General features: G+C 48.6%; 14 protein-coding genes and 3 tRNA genes. 13 read left to right on the top strand and 4 right to left on the bottom strand.

Translation table 11 applies throughout. From position 1 onward, the window contains the following. Nucleotides 1-103 precede the first annotated feature (103 nt). Together NO559_RS16235 and NO559_RS16230 are read right to left on the bottom strand one after the other, a co-directional pair. Nucleotides 104-2,728, bottom strand: coding sequence for a bifunctional aconitate hydratase 2/2-methylisocitrate dehydratase (locus NO559_RS16235; protein WP_258332927.1), 2,625 nt, complete (start codon nt 2,726-2,728; stop codon nt 104-106). Between the two features lie 368 nt (nt 2,729-3,096). Then, nucleotides 3,097-5,883 carry a bifunctional aconitate hydratase 2/2-methylisocitrate dehydratase gene (locus NO559_RS16230; protein ID WP_258332926.1) on the bottom strand — a complete coding sequence of 929 codons (2,787 nt, stop codon included), beginning with the start codon at nt 5,881-5,883 and terminating at the stop codon, nt 3,097-3,099. Nucleotides 5,884-6,216: 333 nt separating this feature from the next. On the opposite strand from NO559_RS16230, the gene NO559_RS16225 reads away from it, so the two are divergent. The 6 genes from NO559_RS16225 (at nt 6,217) to NO559_RS16200 (ending at nt 12,326) form a co-directional block, all read left to right on the top strand. Further along, nucleotides 6,217-6,693, top strand: a complete 477-nt coding sequence (locus NO559_RS16225) for a DUF1289 domain-containing protein (RefSeq protein ID WP_258332925.1) — start codon at nt 6,217-6,219, stop codon at nt 6,691-6,693. Further along, nucleotides 6,694-8,532 (top strand): hypothetical protein, encoded by a 1,839-nt coding sequence (locus NO559_RS16220; protein ID WP_258332924.1) that lies wholly within the window; start codon nt 6,694-6,696, stop codon nt 8,530-8,532. A gap of 1 nt (nt 8,533) precedes the next feature. Beyond that, nucleotides 8,534-9,055, top strand: a complete 522-nt coding sequence (locus NO559_RS16215) for a hypothetical protein (RefSeq protein WP_258332923.1) — start codon at nt 8,534-8,536, stop codon at nt 9,053-9,055. Nucleotides 9,056-9,077: 22 nt separating this feature from the next. Next, nucleotides 9,078-9,680, top strand: coding sequence for a tRNA-(ms[2]io[6]A)-hydroxylase (locus NO559_RS16210; RefSeq protein WP_258332922.1), 603 nt, complete (start codon nt 9,078-9,080; stop codon nt 9,678-9,680). An 81-nt stretch (nt 9,681-9,761) separates the two neighbouring features. After that, a complete protein-coding gene (locus tag NO559_RS16205) occupies nt 9,762-10,949 on the top strand; it encodes a PilT/PilU family type 4a pilus ATPase (RefSeq protein WP_258332921.1) in 1,188 nt (395 codons plus the stop codon). 87 nt (nt 10,950-11,036) lie between these two features. After that, nucleotides 11,037-12,326: an EAL and HDOD domain-containing protein gene (locus tag NO559_RS16200; RefSeq protein WP_258332920.1), complete on the top strand. Its 1,290-nt coding sequence runs from the start codon at nt 11,037-11,039 to the stop codon at nt 12,324-12,326. Nucleotides 12,327-12,373: 47 nt separating this feature from the next. Here the strand turns inward: NO559_RS16200 and NO559_RS16195 are convergent, their stop codons facing one another. Both NO559_RS16195 and NO559_RS16190 read right to left on the bottom strand, forming a co-directional pair. Next, entirely contained in the window at nt 12,374-13,096 is a 723-nt protein-coding gene (locus tag NO559_RS16195; protein WP_258332919.1) for a UDP-2,3-diacylglucosamine diphosphatase, read from the bottom strand. Nucleotides 13,097-13,103: 7 nt separating this feature from the next. Next, nucleotides 13,104-13,601, bottom strand: a complete 498-nt coding sequence (locus tag NO559_RS16190; RefSeq protein WP_258332918.1) for a peptidylprolyl isomerase — start codon at nt 13,599-13,601, stop codon at nt 13,104-13,106. A gap of 169 nt (nt 13,602-13,770) precedes the next feature. Here NO559_RS16190 and NO559_RS16185 point away from each other — a divergent pair, with 169 nt between their 5' ends. From NO559_RS16185 to NO559_RS16155, 7 genes are all read left to right on the top strand, one after another. Further along, a complete protein-coding gene (locus NO559_RS16185) occupies nt 13,771-15,441 on the top strand; it encodes a glutamine--tRNA ligase/YqeY domain fusion protein (RefSeq protein ID WP_258332917.1) in 1,671 nt (556 codons plus the stop codon). Nucleotides 15,442-15,508: 67 nt separating this feature from the next. Next, on the top strand, nt 15,509-16,912 hold the full coding sequence (cysS, locus tag NO559_RS16180; RefSeq protein ID WP_258332916.1) for a cysteine--tRNA ligase: 1,404 nt from the start codon (nt 15,509-15,511) through the stop codon (nt 16,910-16,912). Between the two features lie 178 nt (nt 16,913-17,090). Further along, nucleotides 17,091-17,167 (top strand) — tRNA-Pro (locus NO559_RS16175). A 46-nt stretch (nt 17,168-17,213) separates the two neighbouring features. After that, a tRNA-His gene (locus NO559_RS16170) sits at nt 17,214-17,289 on the top strand. Nucleotides 17,290-17,389: 100 nt separating this feature from the next. Further along, nucleotides 17,390-17,466 (top strand) — tRNA-Arg (locus NO559_RS16165). Between the two features lie 636 nt (nt 17,467-18,102). Beyond that, the gene (locus NO559_RS16160) at nt 18,103-18,534 is read left to right on the top strand and encodes a hypothetical protein (RefSeq protein ID WP_258332915.1); all 432 of its coding nucleotides are present in this window, start codon (nt 18,103-18,105) and stop codon (nt 18,532-18,534) included. 20 nt (nt 18,535-18,554) lie between these two features. Beyond that, nucleotides 18,555-18,767 carry a hypothetical protein gene (locus tag NO559_RS16155; protein ID WP_258332914.1) on the top strand — a complete coding sequence of 71 codons (213 nt, stop codon included), beginning with the start codon at nt 18,555-18,557 and terminating at the stop codon, nt 18,765-18,767. Nucleotides 18,768-18,777 lie beyond the last annotated feature (10 nt).

Raw genomic sequence — 18,777 nt, 5'->3', positions numbered from 1 at the left:
GTCACAGCACTGCATAAAATCCATTGGTGGGGTCGTCACTGCGAGCATGTGTGCCCATGTGACGATTTGGGATTGAGGTTTTATTTAAACGCGAACGACTAGTCTAGGTGCGCACTACGTCTACCTGTACCGCGGCAATCTGTTTACCTTTTTCAGCGCTGGCTTGAAATTCGGCAATCTCGTCGAAGTTGAGATAGCGGTAAATCTCGGCCGACATGGCGTTTAGATTTTGCGCATATTCCATATATTCCTCAGTGCTGGGCAGTTTACCTAATATGGCACCCACTGCTGCTAGCTCAGCGGAGGTGAGGTAAACATTGGCACCATCGCCCAAGCGGTTGGGGAAGTTGCGGGTAGAGGTAGACAGCACTGTGCTGTTTGCTGCTACCCGGGCCTGATTACCCATGCACAGCGAACAGCCGGGCATTTCGGTGCGGGCACCGGCGCGGCCAAAGATATTGTAATAGCCTTCTTCCATGAGTTGGTGTTCGTCCATTTTGGTGGGTGGCACTATCCACAGGCGGGTAGCAATACCGCCGCTGTGCTGCTCTAGTAGTTTGCCTGCCGCGCGAAAGTGGCCGATGTTGGTCATGCATGAGCCTATAAACACTTCGTCCACTTTGTCGCCAGCCACCTCAGATAGCGGCTTGGCGTCGTCGGGGTCGTTGGGGCAGCAGACGATAGGCTCTTTCACCTCGGCCAGGTCTATCTCTATTACTGCGGCGTATTCGGCATCGTCATCGGCTTTTAATAGCTCGGGGTTGGCCAGCCATTTCTCCATGTTTTGAGCACGGCGCTCCAGGGTGCGGGCATCGCCGTAGCCGTCAGCTATCATGGAGCGCAGCAGGGTGATGTTGGATTTGAGGTATTTTGCAACCGAGGCCTGATCCAGCTCTATGGTGCAGCCAGCGGCAGAGCGCTCAGCTGAGGCGTCAGATAGCTCGAAGGCTTGCTCGGGGGTTAGGTTGGTTAAGCCTTCAATCTCCAGTATGCGGCCTGAGAAGATGTTCTTCTTACCCTTTTTCTCTACGGTAAGTAAGCCTTGTTTGATGGCATAGTAGGGGATGGCATGTACTAGGTCGCGCAGGGTAATACCGGGCTGCATTTGGCCTTTAAAGCGCACCAGTACCGACTCCGGCATATCCAAGGGCATCACCCCGGTAGCGGCGGCAAAGGCCACTAGGCCAGAACCGGCAGGAAAGGAAATACCCATGGGGAAACGGGTGTGCGAGTCACCGCCGGTACCGACCGTGTCAGGCAGTAGCATGCGGTTTAGCCAGGAGTGGATAATGCCATCGCCGGGGCGCAGTGATACCCCGCCGCGGTTGCGGATAAAGTCCGGCAGGCTGTGCTGGGTGTCTATGTCTACCGGCTTGGGGTAGGCGGCGGTATGGCAGAAAGACTGCATGGTTAAATCGGCGGAGAAGCCCAGGCAGGCCAAGTCTTTGAGCTCGTCGCGGGTCATGGGGCCGGTGGTGTCTTGCGAGCCTACGGTGGTCATTTTGGGCTCGCAGTAGGTGCCAGCGCGCACGCCTTGGCCTTCGGGCAGGCCGCAGGCGCGGCCCACCATTTTCTGCGCCAGCGTGAAGCCTTTGCCAGTGTCGGCGGGGGTTTCGGGTATGCGGAACAGGTCGCTAACGGGTAGGCCCAGTGATTCGCGGGCTTTACTGGTTAAACCACGGCCTATAATCAGGTTGATGCGGCCGCCAGCTTGTACTTCGTCCAGTAATACCTCGGACTTGAGCTCGAACTCGCTGATAGTCTTGCCAGCTTCGTTAAGGATTTTGCCTTCATAGGGGCGTATGTCTATCACGTCACCCATGTTGAGCTGGTCTACAGGCGCCTCAAATACCAGCGCACCGGCGTCTTCCATGGTGTTGTAAAAGATGGGCGCTACTTTGCCGCCTATGCACACACCGCCGCCGCGCTTGTTAGGTACGCCGGGTATGTCTTCGCCAAAGAACCACAGTACCGAGTTGGTAGCTGACTTACGGGATGAGCCGGTGCCGACTACATCGCCCACAAAGGCTACCGGATGGCCCTTGGCTTTGATATCGTCGATTTGGCTCATGGGGCCGGTAACGCCGTGTTCTTCAGGGGTTAGGCCTTCGCGGGTCATTTTAAAGGCGGCGCGGGCGTGTAGGGGGATGTCGGGGCGGCTCCAGGCATCGGGGGCGGGGGATAGGTCGTCGGTGTTAATTTCGCCGGTGACTTTAAAGATAGTCATTTTAATGCTGTCGGCAACCTTGTCGCGGCTGGTAAACCACTCACCGGCGGCCCAGGATTCCATCACGCTTTGGGCGTTGGCATTACCCGCTTGGGCTTTTTCTTCCACATCGTGGAAGGCATCAAACATCAATAGGGTGTGCTTAAGCTCGGTGGCCGCTAAGGCGCCTAGTTCATCGCAATCCAGGGCGGTGACTAAGGTCTCGATGTTATAACCGCCGTGCATATTACCCAGCAGTTTAATGGCATGTTCTTTGTCAATTAGCGCAGAGCTGGCTTCGCCCTTAACTATGGCTGATAAAAAGCCGGCTTTTACATAGGCGGCTTCGTCTACGCCGGGCGGCACGCGGTTGCTTATCAGGTCGATTAAGGTTTGTTCTTCACCAGCGGGTGGGTTTTTGAGTAACTCTACTAAGCCGGCTACTTGCTCTGCATTAAGTGGCTTGGGTGGTATGCCTTGAGCGGCGCGTTCTTCTACATGTTGGCGATAGGCTTCGAGCACGGTTATATCCTCTGGTCGCTTTTAGTGATGTAACTGTAGTATGTAAATGTAGCATTGATTGCATAATTCAACCCCTTTGTTAAGTTTGGGGAGCAATACTTAAAGTTGCTGCGCAAGCCTAGCCATGAGCGTCGCCTGCGACGGATTGTTGGGCGAAACCTTAAGGTGATAGCAGCTAGGATTATTGACAGGGAAAATGCATAAATAATTTAGCGATGGATTTTAGCGATGGATAGCGGCGTTTGCCGCTATGAAGCTAGAGTATATGACGGTAGCGTAACAGCATTATGCCTGCGCTTGCTTATCTAAATTTCAGGCAAAAAAAAGCCCCGCTTTGCGAGGCTTTTGCTAAAAATTTAAAACTGTAGTTAGCCTACAATTCTAATCGGCTCAACGCTGAGATCTTGTGAAGGCGGTACAAAAGACGTCAGGTTAATACCCGCTACGGCTTCTTTGTACTCTTCCAAGGTTGGGAAGCGCCCTAAAATGGTGGCCAGTACAACCATAGGGGTTGAGCCTAGTAGGGATTCACCTTTCTTCTCGGCGCTGTCTTCTACTACGCGGCCTTGGAACAGGCGAGTAGAGGTGGCCAGAACGGTGTCACCGGGTTCAGCTTTTTCCTGGTTACCCATGCACAGGTTACAGCCAGGGCGCTCCAAGTACATTTTGTTGTCGTACTTGGTGCGGGCTTCCTGCTTAGGGTTGCTGTCGTCAAATACAAAGCCAGCGTACTTCTCCAGTAATTCCCAATCCCCTTCGGCTTTTAGCTCGTCAACGATGTTGTATGTTGGTGGGGCTACGACCAAAGGTGCTTTGAATTCTATGGGGCCTTTCTTCTCTAAGTTGCGCAGCATCTGAGCGATGATTTGCATATCGCCTTTGTGAATCATACAAGAACCTACAAAGCCTAAATCCACCTGACGACCCTTGTAGTAAGAGGTGCTACGAATCACATCGTGGGTATAGCGCTTGGAGATATCTTCGTTGTTTACATCGGGGTCGGCGATCATGGGCTCGTCTATAGCGTCCAGATCCACAACTACTTCGGCGTAGTACTTGGCGTTGTTGTCGGGTGCCAGTGCAGGCTGCTCGCCAGACTTGATTTCGGCGATACGCTTGTCGGCTAGGTCGATCAGGCCTTGCAGCATGTTGGCGGCGTTATCCATGCCTTTTTCTATCATGATCTGGATGCGCGACTTAGCCAGTTCCAGCGACTTGATCAGGGTTTCATCGTTGGAAATACAGATAGAGGCCTTGGCCTTCATCTCTGCTGTCCAGTCGGTAAAGGTAAAGGCCTGGTCAGCCAGCAGGGTGCCGATTTGTACTTCTATCACGCGGCCCTGGAATACGTTTTCGCCTTTGAACTGCTTTAACATTTGCGCCTGCGTGGCGTGTACGATGTCACGGAAGTCCATGTGAGGGTGCATATTGCCCTTAAAAGTCACCTTCACAGACTCAGGTATAGGCATAGCACATTCGCCAGTGGCCAAGGCAATAGCAACTGTGCCGGAGTCAGCACCGAAAGCCACACCCTTAGACATGCGGGTGTGCGAGTCACCGCCAATGATAATGGCGCGATCGTCTACAGTGATGTCGTTAAGTACCTTGTGGATAACGTCAGTCATGGCGGGGTAAACGCCTTTGGGGTCACGGGCGGTGATAACGCCAAAGTCGCTCATAAACTTCATCAGGCGAGGGATGTTGGCCTGTGCTTTCTTGTCCCATACCGAGGCGGTGTGGCAGCCAGACTGGTAAGCACCGTCAACACTGGGTGAAATAACGGTCGCCGCCATGGACTCCAGCTCTTGCGAGGTCATCAAGCCAGTGGTGTCTTGTGAGCCTACGATGTTTACTTTAACGCGTACGTCAGAGCCGGTGTGCAGTGGCGTCTTAGAGGTTACCCCAACGGCGTTGCGGTTGAAGATTTTTTCAACCGCGGTGAGGCCTTGGCCGGGGTGAGAAATTTCTTTAGCCGGTGCAAATACGGTTGGCGCTTCTATGCCCAGTGCTGCGGCTGCAAAGGTTTGCAGCTTTTTACCGAAAGTCAGCGCGTAGGAGCCGCCAGCTTTCATGAACTCAACTTTTTGCGGGGTAAAGGCAGCCGATACGTCTACCAGCTCCTTGTCACCGTTGTATAGCTTCTTGGCTTTGGTATCTATGGTTAGTACTGTGCCGGTGGCTACTGAGTAGGCCTCTTCCAGTACTGGGTCGCCGTTGGCGTCTGTGACTATATTGCCGTTGGCGTCGGTTTTCTTAACCCAGTTTTTCAGATCCAGGCCTATACCGCCGGTTACATCAACCGTGGTAAGAAATATGGGAGCTATGCCGTTAGTACCGGCAACAACCGGTGCTTTGTTAACAAAGGGAATGTAAGGAGAGACTTTTTCGCCCGCCCACAAAGCCACGTTGTTAACCCCAGACATACGGGAAGAGCCAACCCCCATGGTGCCTTTTTCAGCGATTAGCATCACTTTGGCGTTAGGGTGTTTTTTGCCTAACTCAACGATTTCTTGTTGGGCCTTAGGGGTAATCATGCACTGGCCGTGCAGTTCACGGTCTGAGCGTGAGTGGGCTTGGTTGCCCGGAGACAGTAGGTCGGTAGAGATATCGCCTTCGCCAGCGATATAAGTCACTACGTCGATTTTTTCGGGGATATCGTCTAGCTTGGTGAAAAACTCGGCTTTGGCGTAGCTTTGCAAAATGTCTTTGGCGATGGCGTTGCCAGCCTTATAGGCGTCATTTAGGCGCGTGGTGTCGGCTTCATACAGGAATACTTGGGCTTTTAACACCTCGCCAGCGGCTTGAGCGTTGGCATCCTCAGACAGGGCTATGTCTAGCAGTACTTTAACCGAGGGGCCGCCTTTCATGTGCGACAGCTGTTCCAGGGCAAATTCGGGGCTGATTTCGGCAACAGTTTCTTTACCGAGTACGATGTCTTTTAAATACTGTGCTTTAACGCCTGCGGCAGGGGTAGTGCCTGGGAGAGTGTTGTAGATGAAGAACTTTAGGGAGTCTTCGCGGTGTTCATGGGTGCTGTCTTTGATTTGGTCGATAATTTCTGACAGCAGTTCGGCGCTATCAATCGGCTTTGGGTTTAAACCCAGGTCCTTTTTACGGATTGCGATTTCTTCCAGGTATTCTGAATATAAGCTCATTCTAAACTCTCATGGCAGGCAATTGTTATGGTTTACTTATCTCTTACGGCCAGGGTCGCTGGCGGATAAGGCTATCGGCGGCACACCACCGATCTATTTTGAGGGCTTTTTGTGTGTTTTTGCTCCAATTAGCCCTCGAAACGGCGCGCCGATTATACTGAAATTAGTGTTTTAAGTTAAGGTGAATTCTATTGACCTTAAGAATGCTCGCTATTCACCGAGATAATTCCGCAAGTTGATTCCGTTCAGCAGGGCAGCAGGGTAAGATAAGGCTTTAGCATTTTTCCTATTGCTAGATTACTTTTTAAACTAAATGACCTTAAAGATATCGCTGTGCCTACCAATCTTTTAGAAACTGTTAAAACGCCCTGTATAGGGGTTTGCTCTACCGGTATAGGTGATACCGTATGCCGTGGTTGCAAGCGCTTTGCCCATGAAGTGATACATTGGAATAGTTATAGCCAGCAGCAAAAACAGCTGATTGATAGCCGCTTAGCCAAGTTTTTATCGCAAATCGTAGCAAGTAAGCTAACCGTGACCGATGAAGAAAAACTGCGCTGGCACCTAGAGGCCCAGCAAATACCTTATGCTTCGGCCAAAGGCCCCTATATATGGGCTTATGAGCTACTCAGAGCTGGCGCTAGCCAAATTGAGCGGGTAGAGGATTATGGTTTAAGCTTGGATGCACAATACCGCGAACAAAGCTTAGTTGAATTGAGACAGACTATAGATCATGAATTTTTTATTTTGTCGCAGGCGCATTATGAGCGTTATTTTGATGTCGCGGCCTCGCAAATAGTGACGGTGTAAATGTTGTTATCCAAGCTTCACATTAGCCTTATTGCTGTAAGCCTGCTGCTATTACAAGCCTGCGGTGGCGGTGGCGGCGGCGGTGGTAGCGGTGGTTCTGCGCCAGTGGCTCCAGCGGTGGGGAATAACAGTAGTGCTGATAAGCACGATGCTTTTAGCGGCGGCTTTAAGGCCATACAAACGGTCATTAATAATAATGCGGCGATGAACTCTTGTACCAGTGTGGTGGGCGCGCCGGTTGGCAGTACCATTAGCGGTCAGATTTTATATGAGCGCGTGCCTTTGTTTGGGGCCGGTTTAAGCTATGCAGGCACAACTAATGCTCCCGCTAGAGGCGTAGTGGTTGAAGCCGTGGCGGCCAGTGGTGGCAGTTGTGGTACTACAGTGATTGATACCACCTTAACTGACGGTAATGGCGACTATGGTTTGATCGTACCGCTAACACAGCCGGTCTGTGTGCAAGTACGGGCACAAATGTACCGCTCTAGTGTGGGGGGTGGTGGCTCTTGGGATTTTCAAGTCAGCGATAATAGCAATAACAACTCCCCATATTATTTGCTAGACACTACGCCAGCTACACCAACGGCAGACCCAGTGCGAAACTTGCTTGCCGGTTCTGGTTGGAATAGTACGCAATCTCGTTATACCGGCTCCAGAAGTGCAGCTCCTTTCGCTATTTTAGATTCTAGCTGTCATGCCTTGGAGGATGTGTTAACCGCCGATAGTGATATTAATTTGCCCACGCTACATTTCCGCTGGAGTAAAAATAATAATGAGGCGGACGGCAATCTTTCTGATGGCGATGTGGGGGGGGCATTTTTTAGCATTACTAATAAAGTTAATGGCTCGGGCAGTATTATTGACCAAGCCATAGAAATATTTTTGCTGGGCGATGATGGCTTTGATACCGATGAGTATGACCAGCATGTTATTACCCATGAGTTTGGTCATTATATAACGGCAATGGAGGCGCGCTCGGACTCTTTTGGTGGCAGCCATGCTTTGGGTGACGAGCTGGATATGGCGGTGGCTTTTGACGAAGGTTGGGGGGATGCCTTCTCTGGTTTGGTGCTGGATACTGCCTCGGTTACGCATGTGCCCACGCCACATATCTATCAAGATACTTACGGCCCTGCACAGCAGCGGGTGTTTAAATTTAATTTAGAAACTGCTGGTGTGGGTACCAAGGGCTGGTTTAATGAATCCTCGGTATACAAGACTATTTATAATTTGTTTGATCCAGACGAAGGCTCTGGCTTTGATCGCTTACAATTGAGTTTTAGTCAGTTATACGATTCGTTGGTGGCTATACGCAACTCTAAGTCCATCATTTCCATTTATACCTTTATCGATAGGTTAAAAACCGATAACCCTGCTGACGCCAGTGCTATAGATACCCTAGTGGCCAATGAGTCAATAGTGGTAAATGACCAATACGGCAGTGGCCAAACTATCCCAGCCGGTTTGGCGGCCAATAACAACGATGATGTTATACCGGTATACCTCACTGCCAATGCGGGGGTTAATCAAACCGCTTGCTCGAACACCCAATTTGGGGCCTTTAATAAATTATCGGTGGGGCGCTATGTGCGGTTTAATGCGCCTTCTAGCCGTAGCTATACGCTTAGTTTAACTCCCGTTAGTAATGGCAAGCCGGGGGTGGAGATTTATAAGGCAGGTAATTATATTAGCGGCGCCGAAAGAGCGACTAGTGGCGGTTTAAGCTTTGATGTTTATTTATCTGCTGGCATGCATGTGTTGTTAGTTTATGATCTGGATAACATAGAAGATGATGCGCGTGTAGGTGTGCGTAAATGCTTTACTCTGAGAGTAAGTTAAGATGAGTTTAATTGAAAAAGTAATAATCGGTTTGCTGGTGTGTATGTTGGCAGCGTGCAGCGCAGATACCCAAAACCAAACTACAGTAGCTGAGCGCTCAGCCGTGACACTACAGTTAGCAAAAAAGAGTGTGATTAATAAAGGCGCTGGTATTAAGTTGAGTTTTAATAGCGAAGATGTCGTGCAAGTTGGCAGTGAGCTGCGTGTGGTTTTACTGTTTAAAGCTATGCCAAATCAACGTATAGATTTACAGTTTAGCGACAGTCCAGATGCACACTTGCTGATAGCTAAAGAGCAGAGCTTAATCACCAACCAGCAAGGTGAGCTAACCCTAGACTTAGTGTTAATTCCACTGCAGGCAGGCAAAATATATATTAAATTTTTTGCTCATGCGGAACGCGATGGCCAGCTAGTGCCGCAGGTGTTTAGCATACCCGTATATGTGGGGGATGAAGAGGGCGTAGTGCCTTACCAGCAAAGTACTGAATCGCAACCGGTGGTTATGCCGGCCAATCGTTTTTAATTCTACAGCTAATCAATAAACTATGACTGATATTTCTCATATACAGGCGTTTTTGCTTTGTGAAACGCCTGATGCCTGGGTGCAGGCCGCACTAAAAGATATGCGCACCGTGTTAATTGATCACGCGACCAATGAAATGAAAGCCGCGCAGTCAGCCATGACCTTGATCAGTAAAAATCCTCATAAGCTGGATATATTAAATAAAATGTCACGCCTGGCGCGGGAAGAGTTATTGCACTTTGAACAGGTGCTTAAAATTTTAAAAAAGCGCGGTATTTCTTACCAGTCTATCAAGGCTAGCAGCTACGCTGCTAAAATGGCCAAACACACCCGTAAGGGGCAGCAGGATAATTTAACCGATACCCTAATTATTGGCGCCATTATTGAGGCTCGCTCCTGTGAACGCTTTCATCGTTTGGCGCCTTTTTTAGATGCTGAGTTACAAAAGTTTTATCTGTCATTGCTAAAATCTGAGGCCCGACACTACCAGGATTACCTAGACTTGGCGCAGCAATACAGTGCTGAACCCATAGCCGCTAGAGTGGATTATTTTTTGGCCCTAGAGCGCGAAGCGATACTGGGTCCAGATCCCTTGTTTAGATTTCACAGTGGCGTGCCGGTTTAATTTCTAACTTGTCGCCAGCCCATATAAGGCTATTCTTAAGCCTTGTTATTATGCATTAATCACAGCTTAAGGAGACTATGGATGGGATTTAACGAATACTTGCGCATTCTTGCTAGCCAAGATGGTTCAGATTTGTATTTGAGTACCGGCGCGCCACCCTGCGCAAAGTTTCAAGGGGTGCTAAAGCCCATAGACAAAGTTGCCATGAAACCCGGCGATATCGCCGCCATAGCCCATGAGATTATGGATGAGGAGCAGCGCACAGAGTTTGAGCATGAGCTAGAGATGAATCTAGCTATATCTATACCCGCGGTGGGTCGCTTCCGTATTAATATTTTTAAACAGCGTAATGAAGTCGCTATAGTTGCTAGAAATATTCAAACCGAAATTCCCAAATTTGATGATCTTAAACTACCAGCAATTCTAAAAGACGTAATCACAACCAAACGCGGCTTAATTCTTTTTGTGGGGGGCACGGGCTCGGGTAAGTCTACCTCTTTGGCGGCATTAATTGATCATCGCAATAGCAGCAGTGGCGGCCATATCATCACCATAGAAGACCCGGTTGAATATGTGCACAAGCATAAAAAATGCATAGTTAATCAGCGTGAAGTTGGGGTGGATACCCGCAATTGGCACAACGCTTTAAAAAATACTTTGCGACAAGCGCCTGATGTTATCCTAATTGGCGAGATACGCGATAGAGAGACTATGGAGCATGCATTGGCTTTTGCTGAAACTGGTCACTTAGCCATTTCCACTTTACATGCCAATAATGCCAATCAGGCTTTAGATCGCATTATTAATTTCTTTCCTGAAGAGCGTAAAGCGCAATTGCAAATGGATTTGGCGATGAACTTACGTGCTTTTGTTTCGCAGCGTTTGGTGCCTACGGTTGATGGCAAACGTTGTGCTGCTGTAGAGATTTTACTGGGCACCCAGACCATACAAGAGCTGATCTTACGGGGTGAGTTTGAAAGCATTAAAGAAATTATGGCTAAGTCGGAAAATCTGGGCATGCAAACCTTTGATGCGGCCCTATTTAAACTCTACCAAGAGGGCAGGGTCTCCTTGGAAGATGCACTTAAAAACGCTGACTCCGAGAACAATTTACGCCTACGTATTAAGCTGGCTGATAAGGGCAAAGAGCAGGGGACTGAAACGACTACTGCATCCAGCAGCCCATTGGCTGGAGGCCTAAGCTTAGAGGCTATAGCTGAGCCTGAGCCAGAAGAAGACCCCTTTGCCGACTTTAAGCCTAAGTCATAATAGGCTATGTGAAATTACCTATATTAAGCATTAGGCTTTATATGATTTAATTTCATTTATTGTTGCCATATTAAACCAGATGATTATATGAAAGATGACAGCCCAATTACGGACAAGACGGATGCCCAGCAAGGCAGCACTGATATCAGTGGTCATTGCCGCGATCATGGTGGGGCGCTGTTAGCTAGGCAACCTATATTCAACGATAAGCAGGTACTGCTGGGTTACGAGTTACTGTGCCGTTCTGCGGACAAAACCCTCAGTAATGCGCAGGCCACTGCCGATGTGATTGTTAATGCCTTTTCAGAAGCGCAGATGCAGGATGTGGTGGGTGAAAAGCTGTGTTTTATTAACTTTTCCTCTGATTTATTGCATGTGTTATTACCGCTGCCTTCCAAGCGGGTGGTGATAGAAATATTAGAGTTCACCCAGGTCGACGATCAATTAATTAGCACCATTAAATTATTAAAAGAGCGGGGTTATTTAATCGCGCTAGATGATTTCCATATAGATAGTGAATCTATCAAGCTATTACCTTATGCCGATATTATTAAGCTAGATGTTTTGGCTTTGGGCGAGCAGGCAACTGTTGAGCATTTTAAAAAGCTACGGGACTTGGAAGGGGTTAAGCTACTAGCCGAAAAAGTTGAAGATCATCAAACCTATAATTATTGCTTAGATTTAGGTTTTGATTATTTTCAGGGCTATTTTTTTGCTAAGCCCGATCTTATTAATGGCAAACGCATTAAAGAAAACAAACAGGTGTTGTTGCATTTAATGGGCATGTTAAATAATCCCGATGTAATGGTGGATGAGGTTGAGCAGGCCCTAACCCTGGACCCAGTGCTGAGCTTTAAAGTTTTGCGTTTGGTTAACTCGGCGGGTATGGGTTTAAGTAATAATGTTGAGTCCATTAAGCATGCCATAACCATTATCGGTTTAGAGCGCCTGCGTTCTTGGGTAATGCTGTTGGCCTTGGCCAATCTATCCAGTAAGCCTGAGGCCTTATCCCTAAAAGCCTTGGAATACGCCAAAATGTGCGAGCGTTTGGTAGAGCGTATACACGGCGAAGAGCATGCCAGAAATGGTTTTTGTCTAGGTTTATTTGCCTTGTTAGATGCTTTTTTAGATGTGCCTATGGAAACTATCATCCCCAATTTGTCGCTGTCGCATAGTTTGTCGCAAGCTTTGCTGGGTCGCCAAGGCGAGTATGGCGTTTTACTGGCCATGGCCGAAGCTCTGGAAGAGGGGCGCTGGGATGAGCTGGATGAGGGCTATCTGGCAGAGCATGAGCTATGCTTTGATCAATTAATGCATATCAAATTAGAGGCCCAATATTGGGCAGAGCAAACCCTAGAGCTTATTAATCAGTTATAAGCTCACTGCCTGCTAATACTGAGGCTCTGTGCCCATCATATTTAAGTTTAGAGTTTAAAAGCTTGCAGCTCGAGGCTTTGAGCTTGGGCTTTTAGTATCCAGGCCTTGTCGCACCAATCCCCTAAAACAATGCGCTCTGCTTTTTGACCATCCAAGTTCATGGCATGTCTGTGGGGTCTGTGGGTGTGGCCGTGGATTAGCCTGAGGCATAGCTGCTGGCGCATAACTTGTTCCACTTCGGCCGGGGTGACATCCATGATGTCTTCGGCTTTAAGGGCGTTCATGGACTGGCTTTGTTCACGCAGTTGCGTGGCTAGGGCACGGCGAGCTGCTAAGGGCTGGCTGAGCAGTTGTTGTTGCCAGCTGGCTGAGCGTGCTTGCTGCCTAAAGGCCATGTATTCCGTGTCTTGGGTGCATAGGCTGTCGCCATGCATCAGCAGGGTGCGTTGGCCGTACAGGTCTATCACTGTAGGGTCGGGCAGTAAGGTGGCACCGGTTTGTTGGCAAAAGCTCTCGCCCAGTAAAAAATCGCGGTTGCCGTGCATAATGTACAAGGCTGAGCCGCTATCGCTAAAGGCTTTTAAGGCTTTGATGATGGCCAGCGCCAAGGGGGCGTCGTCGTCATCGCCCACCCATACCTCAAAGAAATCACCCAATATATACAGGGCGTCGCAGTGGCCTGCCCATTGCTGGAGGTAGTGCAAAAACGCCCGGGTTACTGCCGGGCGTGTTTCGTCCAAGTGTAAATCGGAAATAAAATAGCAGGTCATAGCCTATTTATTCGCCAGTCCACTCGGCTGATTCAATCACTACGTCTTCTACAGGTACGTCTTGATGGCCGGCCTTAGTGGTCGTGGCAACGGCTTTGATTTTCTCAATAACATCCATGCCTTCGGTAACTTTGCCGAATACACAGTAACCCCAGCCCTGGGCGTTTTTGCCGCTGTGGTTGAGGAAGTCATTGTCTTTAACATTGATAAAAAACTGCGAGCTAGCTGAGTGTGGCTCCATGGTGCGGGCCATGGCGATAGTGCCATTGTCGTTGCTCAGGCCGTTGTCAGCCTCGTTTTCTATGCAGTCGCGGGTTTCTTTTTGGCTCATGTCTGCCTCAAAACCGCCGCCTTGTATCATAAAGTTATTGATTACGCGGTGAAAAATAGTGCCGTTGTAAAAGCCATCTTTAACATACTGGGCAAAGTTTTCGGCTGTTTTAGGAGCCTTGTCAAAGTCTAGTGCTAGGGTGATATCACCGTAATTAGTTTTAAGAATAACCATTTGATGCGCCTATATTGTTAAAACGTCAGAAGAAAGCCGGTATAATACGTCTTTTGCCTCGCCTGCGGAACCGCCTAAACGCTGGAATCATCGCAAACGGTCATCTTTTATAGCTTGCCCGCGAGGTTGTGTTTTGACCATCTTAGACCTTTAACTGAGCAAGCCCTTAATGAGCAACACCGAAAAAGCCAAGCCCGTCAATTTTATCCGCGCCATTGCTGAACAAGATTTAGCCGAAGGCCGGGTTGCCAAAATCATTACCCGTTTCCCCCCTGAGCCCAATGGCTATTTGCACATAGGCCACGCCAAATCTATATGTGTGAATTTTGGTATGGCCGAGGAAATGGGAGGTGAGTGCAATCTGCGCTTTGATGACACCAATCCCAGCAAAGAAGAGCAGGAGTATGTGGACGCCATTAAAGAGGATGTGCAATGGCTGGGCTTTCAGTGGGCAGGTGATGTGCGCTACGCCTCTAGCTACTTTGATACCTTTTATGAGTGGGCGCTGCATCTGATCAAGGCCGGCAAGGCCTATGTTTGTCATCTTAGCCCCGAGCAGGCCAAAGAATACCGCGGTTGGGCCACCGAACCTGGCAAACCCAGCCCCTACCGTGAGCGTAGCGTGGATGAAAACCTGGCCTTGTTTGAGCAAATGCGCGCCGGTGAGTTTGCCGAAGGTGAGTGTGTGTTGCGCGCCAATATCGATATGAGCTCGCCCAATATGAATATGCGCGATCCTATCTTGTATCGCATACGCAAGCAGTCTCATCATCAGACCGGAGACAAGTGGTGCATTTACCCCAGCTACGATTTTGCTCACGGCCAAGAAGATGCCATAGAGGGCGTCACCCACTCCATCTGTACGTTGGAGTTTGCCGATCATCGCCCCTTGTACGAATGGTTTATAGAAAACCTGCCGGTGCCCAGTAAACCGCGCCAGTATGAGTTTGGTCGTTTAAATATCAATTACACGGTCACCAGCAAGCGCAAGCTTAAGCAGCTAGTGGATGAAGGTATAGTGCAAGGTTGGAATGACCCGCGTATGCCTACGGTGGCGGGTATGCGCAGGCGCGGTTATAGCCCGGCGGCGATACGTAATTTTTGCGACAGCTTGGCCGTTGCCAAAACCGATGGCGTAGTCGATATGGCGCAGCTGGAGTTTTTTATACGCGACGACTTAAACAAAACCGCACCACGTGGTATGGCAGTGTTAAAACCTTTAAAGGTGGTGATTAGTAATTATCCCGAAGATCAGGTTGAAATGCTCACGGCCCCTAAGCACCCCGATTTGGATTTAGGTGAAAGACTACTGCCGTTTACCCGCGAAATTTATATAGACCAAGACGACTTTAAAGAAGAGTACAGCAAAAAATTTAAGAAAAAATTAACTCCGGGTAAACGCATACGCTTACGCAATGCCTATGTAATTGAAGCCGATAGCTACGACAAAAACGAAGCGGGTGAAGTAGTACAGATCAACGCGAGTTTAATCCCCGATACGTTGGGTAAAAATCCGGCCGATGAGATTAATCCTAAAGGGGTAGTGCATTGGGTGTCGGCCAGTCACGGCAAGCAAGCGACTATACGTTTATATGACAGGTTGTTTACCGTGCCTACTCCAGACAAAGGTGAGGAAGATTTTCTTAGCCATGTTAACCCTAATTCGTTAACTATTGTTGAGGGCTGCTGGATAGAACCGGATTTGGCTAATGCTGCTAATGAGCAGGGCTTTCAGTTTGAGCGTGAAGGATATTTTGTGGCGGATCGCTACGATCATTCGCCAGAGCAGCCGGTATTTAATATGACCATAGGTTTGCGCGACACCTGGTCTAACGACTAAGCCTAGGCTTAGCGATAAATACTTATTCGATAGATTTAATCAGATTGACCTAACTAGAAAGAACAGTATGAGCTTAAAAATTTATAACACCTTTACTCGCAGTAAAGAGGTTTTTACCCCCATAGAGGCGGGTAAAATTAATATGTATGTCTGTGGTATGACAGTTTACGATTACTGTCACTTAGGTCATGCCCGCGTATTAGTGGCTTTTGATGTCATCAGCCGTTACCTGCGCAATGCGGGTTATGCTGTGAACTATGTACGTAATATTACCGACATAGACGATAAGATCTTAAATCGCGCCGATGAAAACGGTGAGCCCTATACCGATTTAACCGCGCGTTTTATCGACTTAATGCATCAGGATGAAGCTAGGCTTGGTGTGCAGCGTCCTGATCAGGAGCCGCGCGCTACGGCTTATATAGCTGAAATTATTGCCATGGTTAGCAGCCTGATTGAAAAAGGTTATGCCTACGCCGCTGATAATGGTGATGTGTATTATTCGGTCGCAAAGTTTGGGCCTTATGGTCAACTTAGCAATAAAAATCCTGATGAATTGTTGGCCGGTGCCCGCATAGATGTGGAGCAGGCCAAACAAGATCCCAGAGATTTTGCGCTATGGAAAGCGGCGCAAGCCAGTGAAGTGCACTGGGATTCGCCCTGGGGCAAAGGTCGCCCGGGCTGGCATATAGAGTGCTCGGCTATGTCTACCTGTTGCTTGGGCAATAGTTTTGATATACATGGCGGCGGTCCCGATTTACCTTTCCCTCATCACGAAAATGAAATCGCTCAATCAGAAGCTGCTACCGGTGAGAAATACGCGCGCTACTGGATGCATGCGGGTGCGGTGCGGGTAGACGGCGAAAAAATGTCTAAATCCTTAGGCAACTTTTTTACCATACGGGAAATACTCGATAAGTATCATCCCGAAGTAGTGCGCTACTTACTGATTGCCAGCCATTACCGCAGCGCAATAAATTATTCTGAGGACAGCCTGCAAACGGCCAAAACTGCTTTAGAGCGCTTTTATAAAGGCTTAAAAGGTTTTGAGGCTTTCGCACCAGTTGCCTTGGCTGATTTACCAGCACCCTCCGAATACATCGCGCGTTTCCATGAGGCTATGCAGGATGACTTCAATACTCCTGTAGCTTTGGCAGTGATGTTTGATTTGGTAAGAGCCTTAAATACTGCAGTTAAAGATGGTGATGAGCTACAGCAGCAAAAGTTAGCCTTGGAGCTAAAGAGCCTAGGGGCGCTGTTGGGTTTGCTGCAATCCAAGCCCGATGATTTTTTGCAAGCTGGCGGCGAAGATGAATTATCTGCCGAGGCTATAGAGGCCAAAATTCAGCAACGAGTTGAAGCCAAGGCCAACAAAGATTACACGCTATCCGATAAAATTCGCGATGATCTAAAGGCTCAGGGCGTTATCCTAGAAGATACCGGCGGGGTGACTACTTGGCGCCGAGGCTAATTTTAGCCTTTAAGCTAAGCTGCTGAATTGATTGTATTTTGTGCATGTTGCTGGCGTCTGGCTGGCTTTTATACAAGGTTAAAAAATGCCTATAAAAAATGGCTTTTAACGTTGACGAAGCTAGGGTTGATCAGTATCATGCGCACCTCATCTGGCAGAGAGCTTCTCTGTGATATGTCGGGGTATAGCGCAGTCTGGTAGCGCGCCTGCTTTGGGAGCAGGATGTCGGGAGTTCGAATCTCTCTACCCCGACCATTTTTTTGCCTTATGTGTTAATTGCATGCGGCCGTAGGTGTTTATGGTGGGCGTAGCTCAGTCGGTAGAGCGCAGGATTGTGATTCCTGTGGTCGTGGGTTCGATCCCCATCGTCCACCCCATATTTAAAAAGGCCTGTAGATAACTGCAGGCCTTTTTATTATGTATAGCTTTTAGCTTATACATAAAAGCTTGTTGTGGTTTAGCAGGCTACAGAGTTATGCGCCCGTAGCTCAGCTGGATAGAGCATCCGCCTTCTAAGCGGATGGTCACAGGTTCGAATCCTGTCGGGCGCGCCAACAATAAAAAACCCGGCCTAGCGCCGGGTTTTTTATTGTTAGTGCGTCCGGCGGAAAGATGGCCAAAGCGCTGCGCGGGCCACGCTGGCCTGTCGTTCGACAAACTCCAAAGGAGTTTGATCCGCCGTGACGTCCCTAAGGGATTCAAATAGCCTTAAGCTATTTGAAGATAAAAATTACGCCTAGGGCGTAATTTTGTACCCAAAGCGCTGCGCGGGGCATGCAAACAGCCGAATGGCTGCCCCGGAGGGGTGCTTGCAGCCTCAAGCTGCAAGCATCAATCCTGTCCTCCGATATCAGCTTCCAGTTAAGTCTAGTTACAAGTACTGCGTCTGCTTTCAAAATGCCCTCAAGGCATTTTGATCAATCCTGTCCACCGATCTGGGCTTTCAACCAAGCATTTCCTCAAGTGACACGCTGATTAACCTCAAAGATGTTTGATTCACGTTGTGCCACAAGATAGGGCCTGATTTATTCTGTTTCCCACAGGGCTGCGTGCATGTGCTGCGAGCCAGCGAGCTATTAATCAAGTAAACCACACCCGCAAATCCTCCACACCCAGCCCCACCAGGCTATCAAGCACCCAAAAAACCGACTATGATAGCCTCATCTAATAATCAATAAGGGCTTAATATTATGCAGGAAGAGTCAGTCGTTTACGGTTGTATTAAAGATACCGTTTATTCGGATGAGTCCGCTCAATTTCATTTGCATAGGGCAACCAATCAGCAGGTGATGCAGCAATTACCCAGCGTAGAGGATTGGCCCTTGTTGAGCCGAGAGATGTTCTCTATGCCTGAGCTGGCCACTGACTTGGATGGCAGTAATACCAATGTAGTGCATTTTGGCACCTCTTACAAAGCGGTTGAGTACGAATGGGAGCAATGGATAGGTAAGTTTGAGTCCATGCTTAAGCAAATGTATTGGGTGAGCGCTACGGTGCACTTAGATACCGAGCTTAACGGTCGCCATACTTTTATATGGGAGTCTGAAGAGGAGTTTCATGTGCCTAATAGTGGTGACTTATCGGTGCGCTGTGAATGGAGTCGCGAATCTCTAGTTTTTTAAATTTTATATATTGAGTTGTTATGATTTCTATTTTTAAGTCCGGTCACAAACGTACAATCTTCTTAGCCCTTTTGGCGACATTTACGTTTGTTGGTGCTGCAATTTTTATGTTCGATGTGGATAAAAAAGAACTGTTTGAGTTTTTTGTGGTCTCTGTTTTTGGTTTGGGGCTAATTATTTTAGCGGCTTTGCTGTTAACGGCGCTAAGGTTGTTATTACGTCGTTTTTTCTAATATTTAAACA

This window comes from Dasania sp. GY-MA-18 (genome assembly GCF_024734385.1).
Classification (GTDB): Bacteria; Pseudomonadota; Gammaproteobacteria; order Pseudomonadales; family Dasaniaceae; genus Dasania; species Dasania phycosphaerae.
Note: the sequence above shows the minus strand (reverse complement) of the source record. Positions and strands in the feature narration are given on the sequence as shown.

What these genes read in the sequence shown, in the direction of transcription:
- NO559_RS16230 (WP_258332926.1), bottom strand. Translation starts at nt 5,883, where the DNA reads ATGAGCTTATATTCAGAATACCTGGAAGAAATCGCAATCCGTAAAAAG.
- NO559_RS16220 (WP_258332924.1), top strand. Translation starts at nt 6,694, where the DNA reads ATGTTGTTATCCAAGCTTCACATTAGCCTTATTGCTGTAAGCCTGCTG.
- NO559_RS16190 (WP_258332918.1), bottom strand. Translation starts at nt 13,601, where the DNA reads ATGGTTATTCTTAAAACTAATTACGGTGATATCACCCTAGCACTAGAC.
- NO559_RS16185 (WP_258332917.1), top strand. Translation starts at nt 13,771, where the DNA reads ATGAGCAACACCGAAAAAGCCAAGCCCGTCAATTTTATCCGCGCCATT.
- NO559_RS16155 (WP_258332914.1), top strand. Translation starts at nt 18,555, where the DNA reads ATGATTTCTATTTTTAAGTCCGGTCACAAACGTACAATCTTCTTAGCC.
- cysS (WP_258332916.1), top strand. Translation starts at nt 15,509, where the DNA reads ATGAGCTTAAAAATTTATAACACCTTTACTCGCAGTAAAGAGGTTTTT.
- NO559_RS16215 (WP_258332923.1), top strand. Translation starts at nt 8,534, where the DNA reads ATGAGTTTAATTGAAAAAGTAATAATCGGTTTGCTGGTGTGTATGTTG.
- NO559_RS16195 (WP_258332919.1), bottom strand. Translation starts at nt 13,096, where the DNA reads ATGACCTGCTATTTTATTTCCGATTTACACTTGGACGAAACACGCCCG.
- NO559_RS16205 (WP_258332921.1), top strand. Translation starts at nt 9,762, where the DNA reads ATGGGATTTAACGAATACTTGCGCATTCTTGCTAGCCAAGATGGTTCA.
- NO559_RS16210 (WP_258332922.1), top strand. Translation starts at nt 9,078, where the DNA reads ATGACTGATATTTCTCATATACAGGCGTTTTTGCTTTGTGAAACGCCT.
- NO559_RS16160 (WP_258332915.1), top strand. Translation starts at nt 18,103, where the DNA reads ATGCAGGAAGAGTCAGTCGTTTACGGTTGTATTAAAGATACCGTTTAT.
- NO559_RS16200 (WP_258332920.1), top strand. Translation starts at nt 11,037, where the DNA reads ATGAAAGATGACAGCCCAATTACGGACAAGACGGATGCCCAGCAAGGC.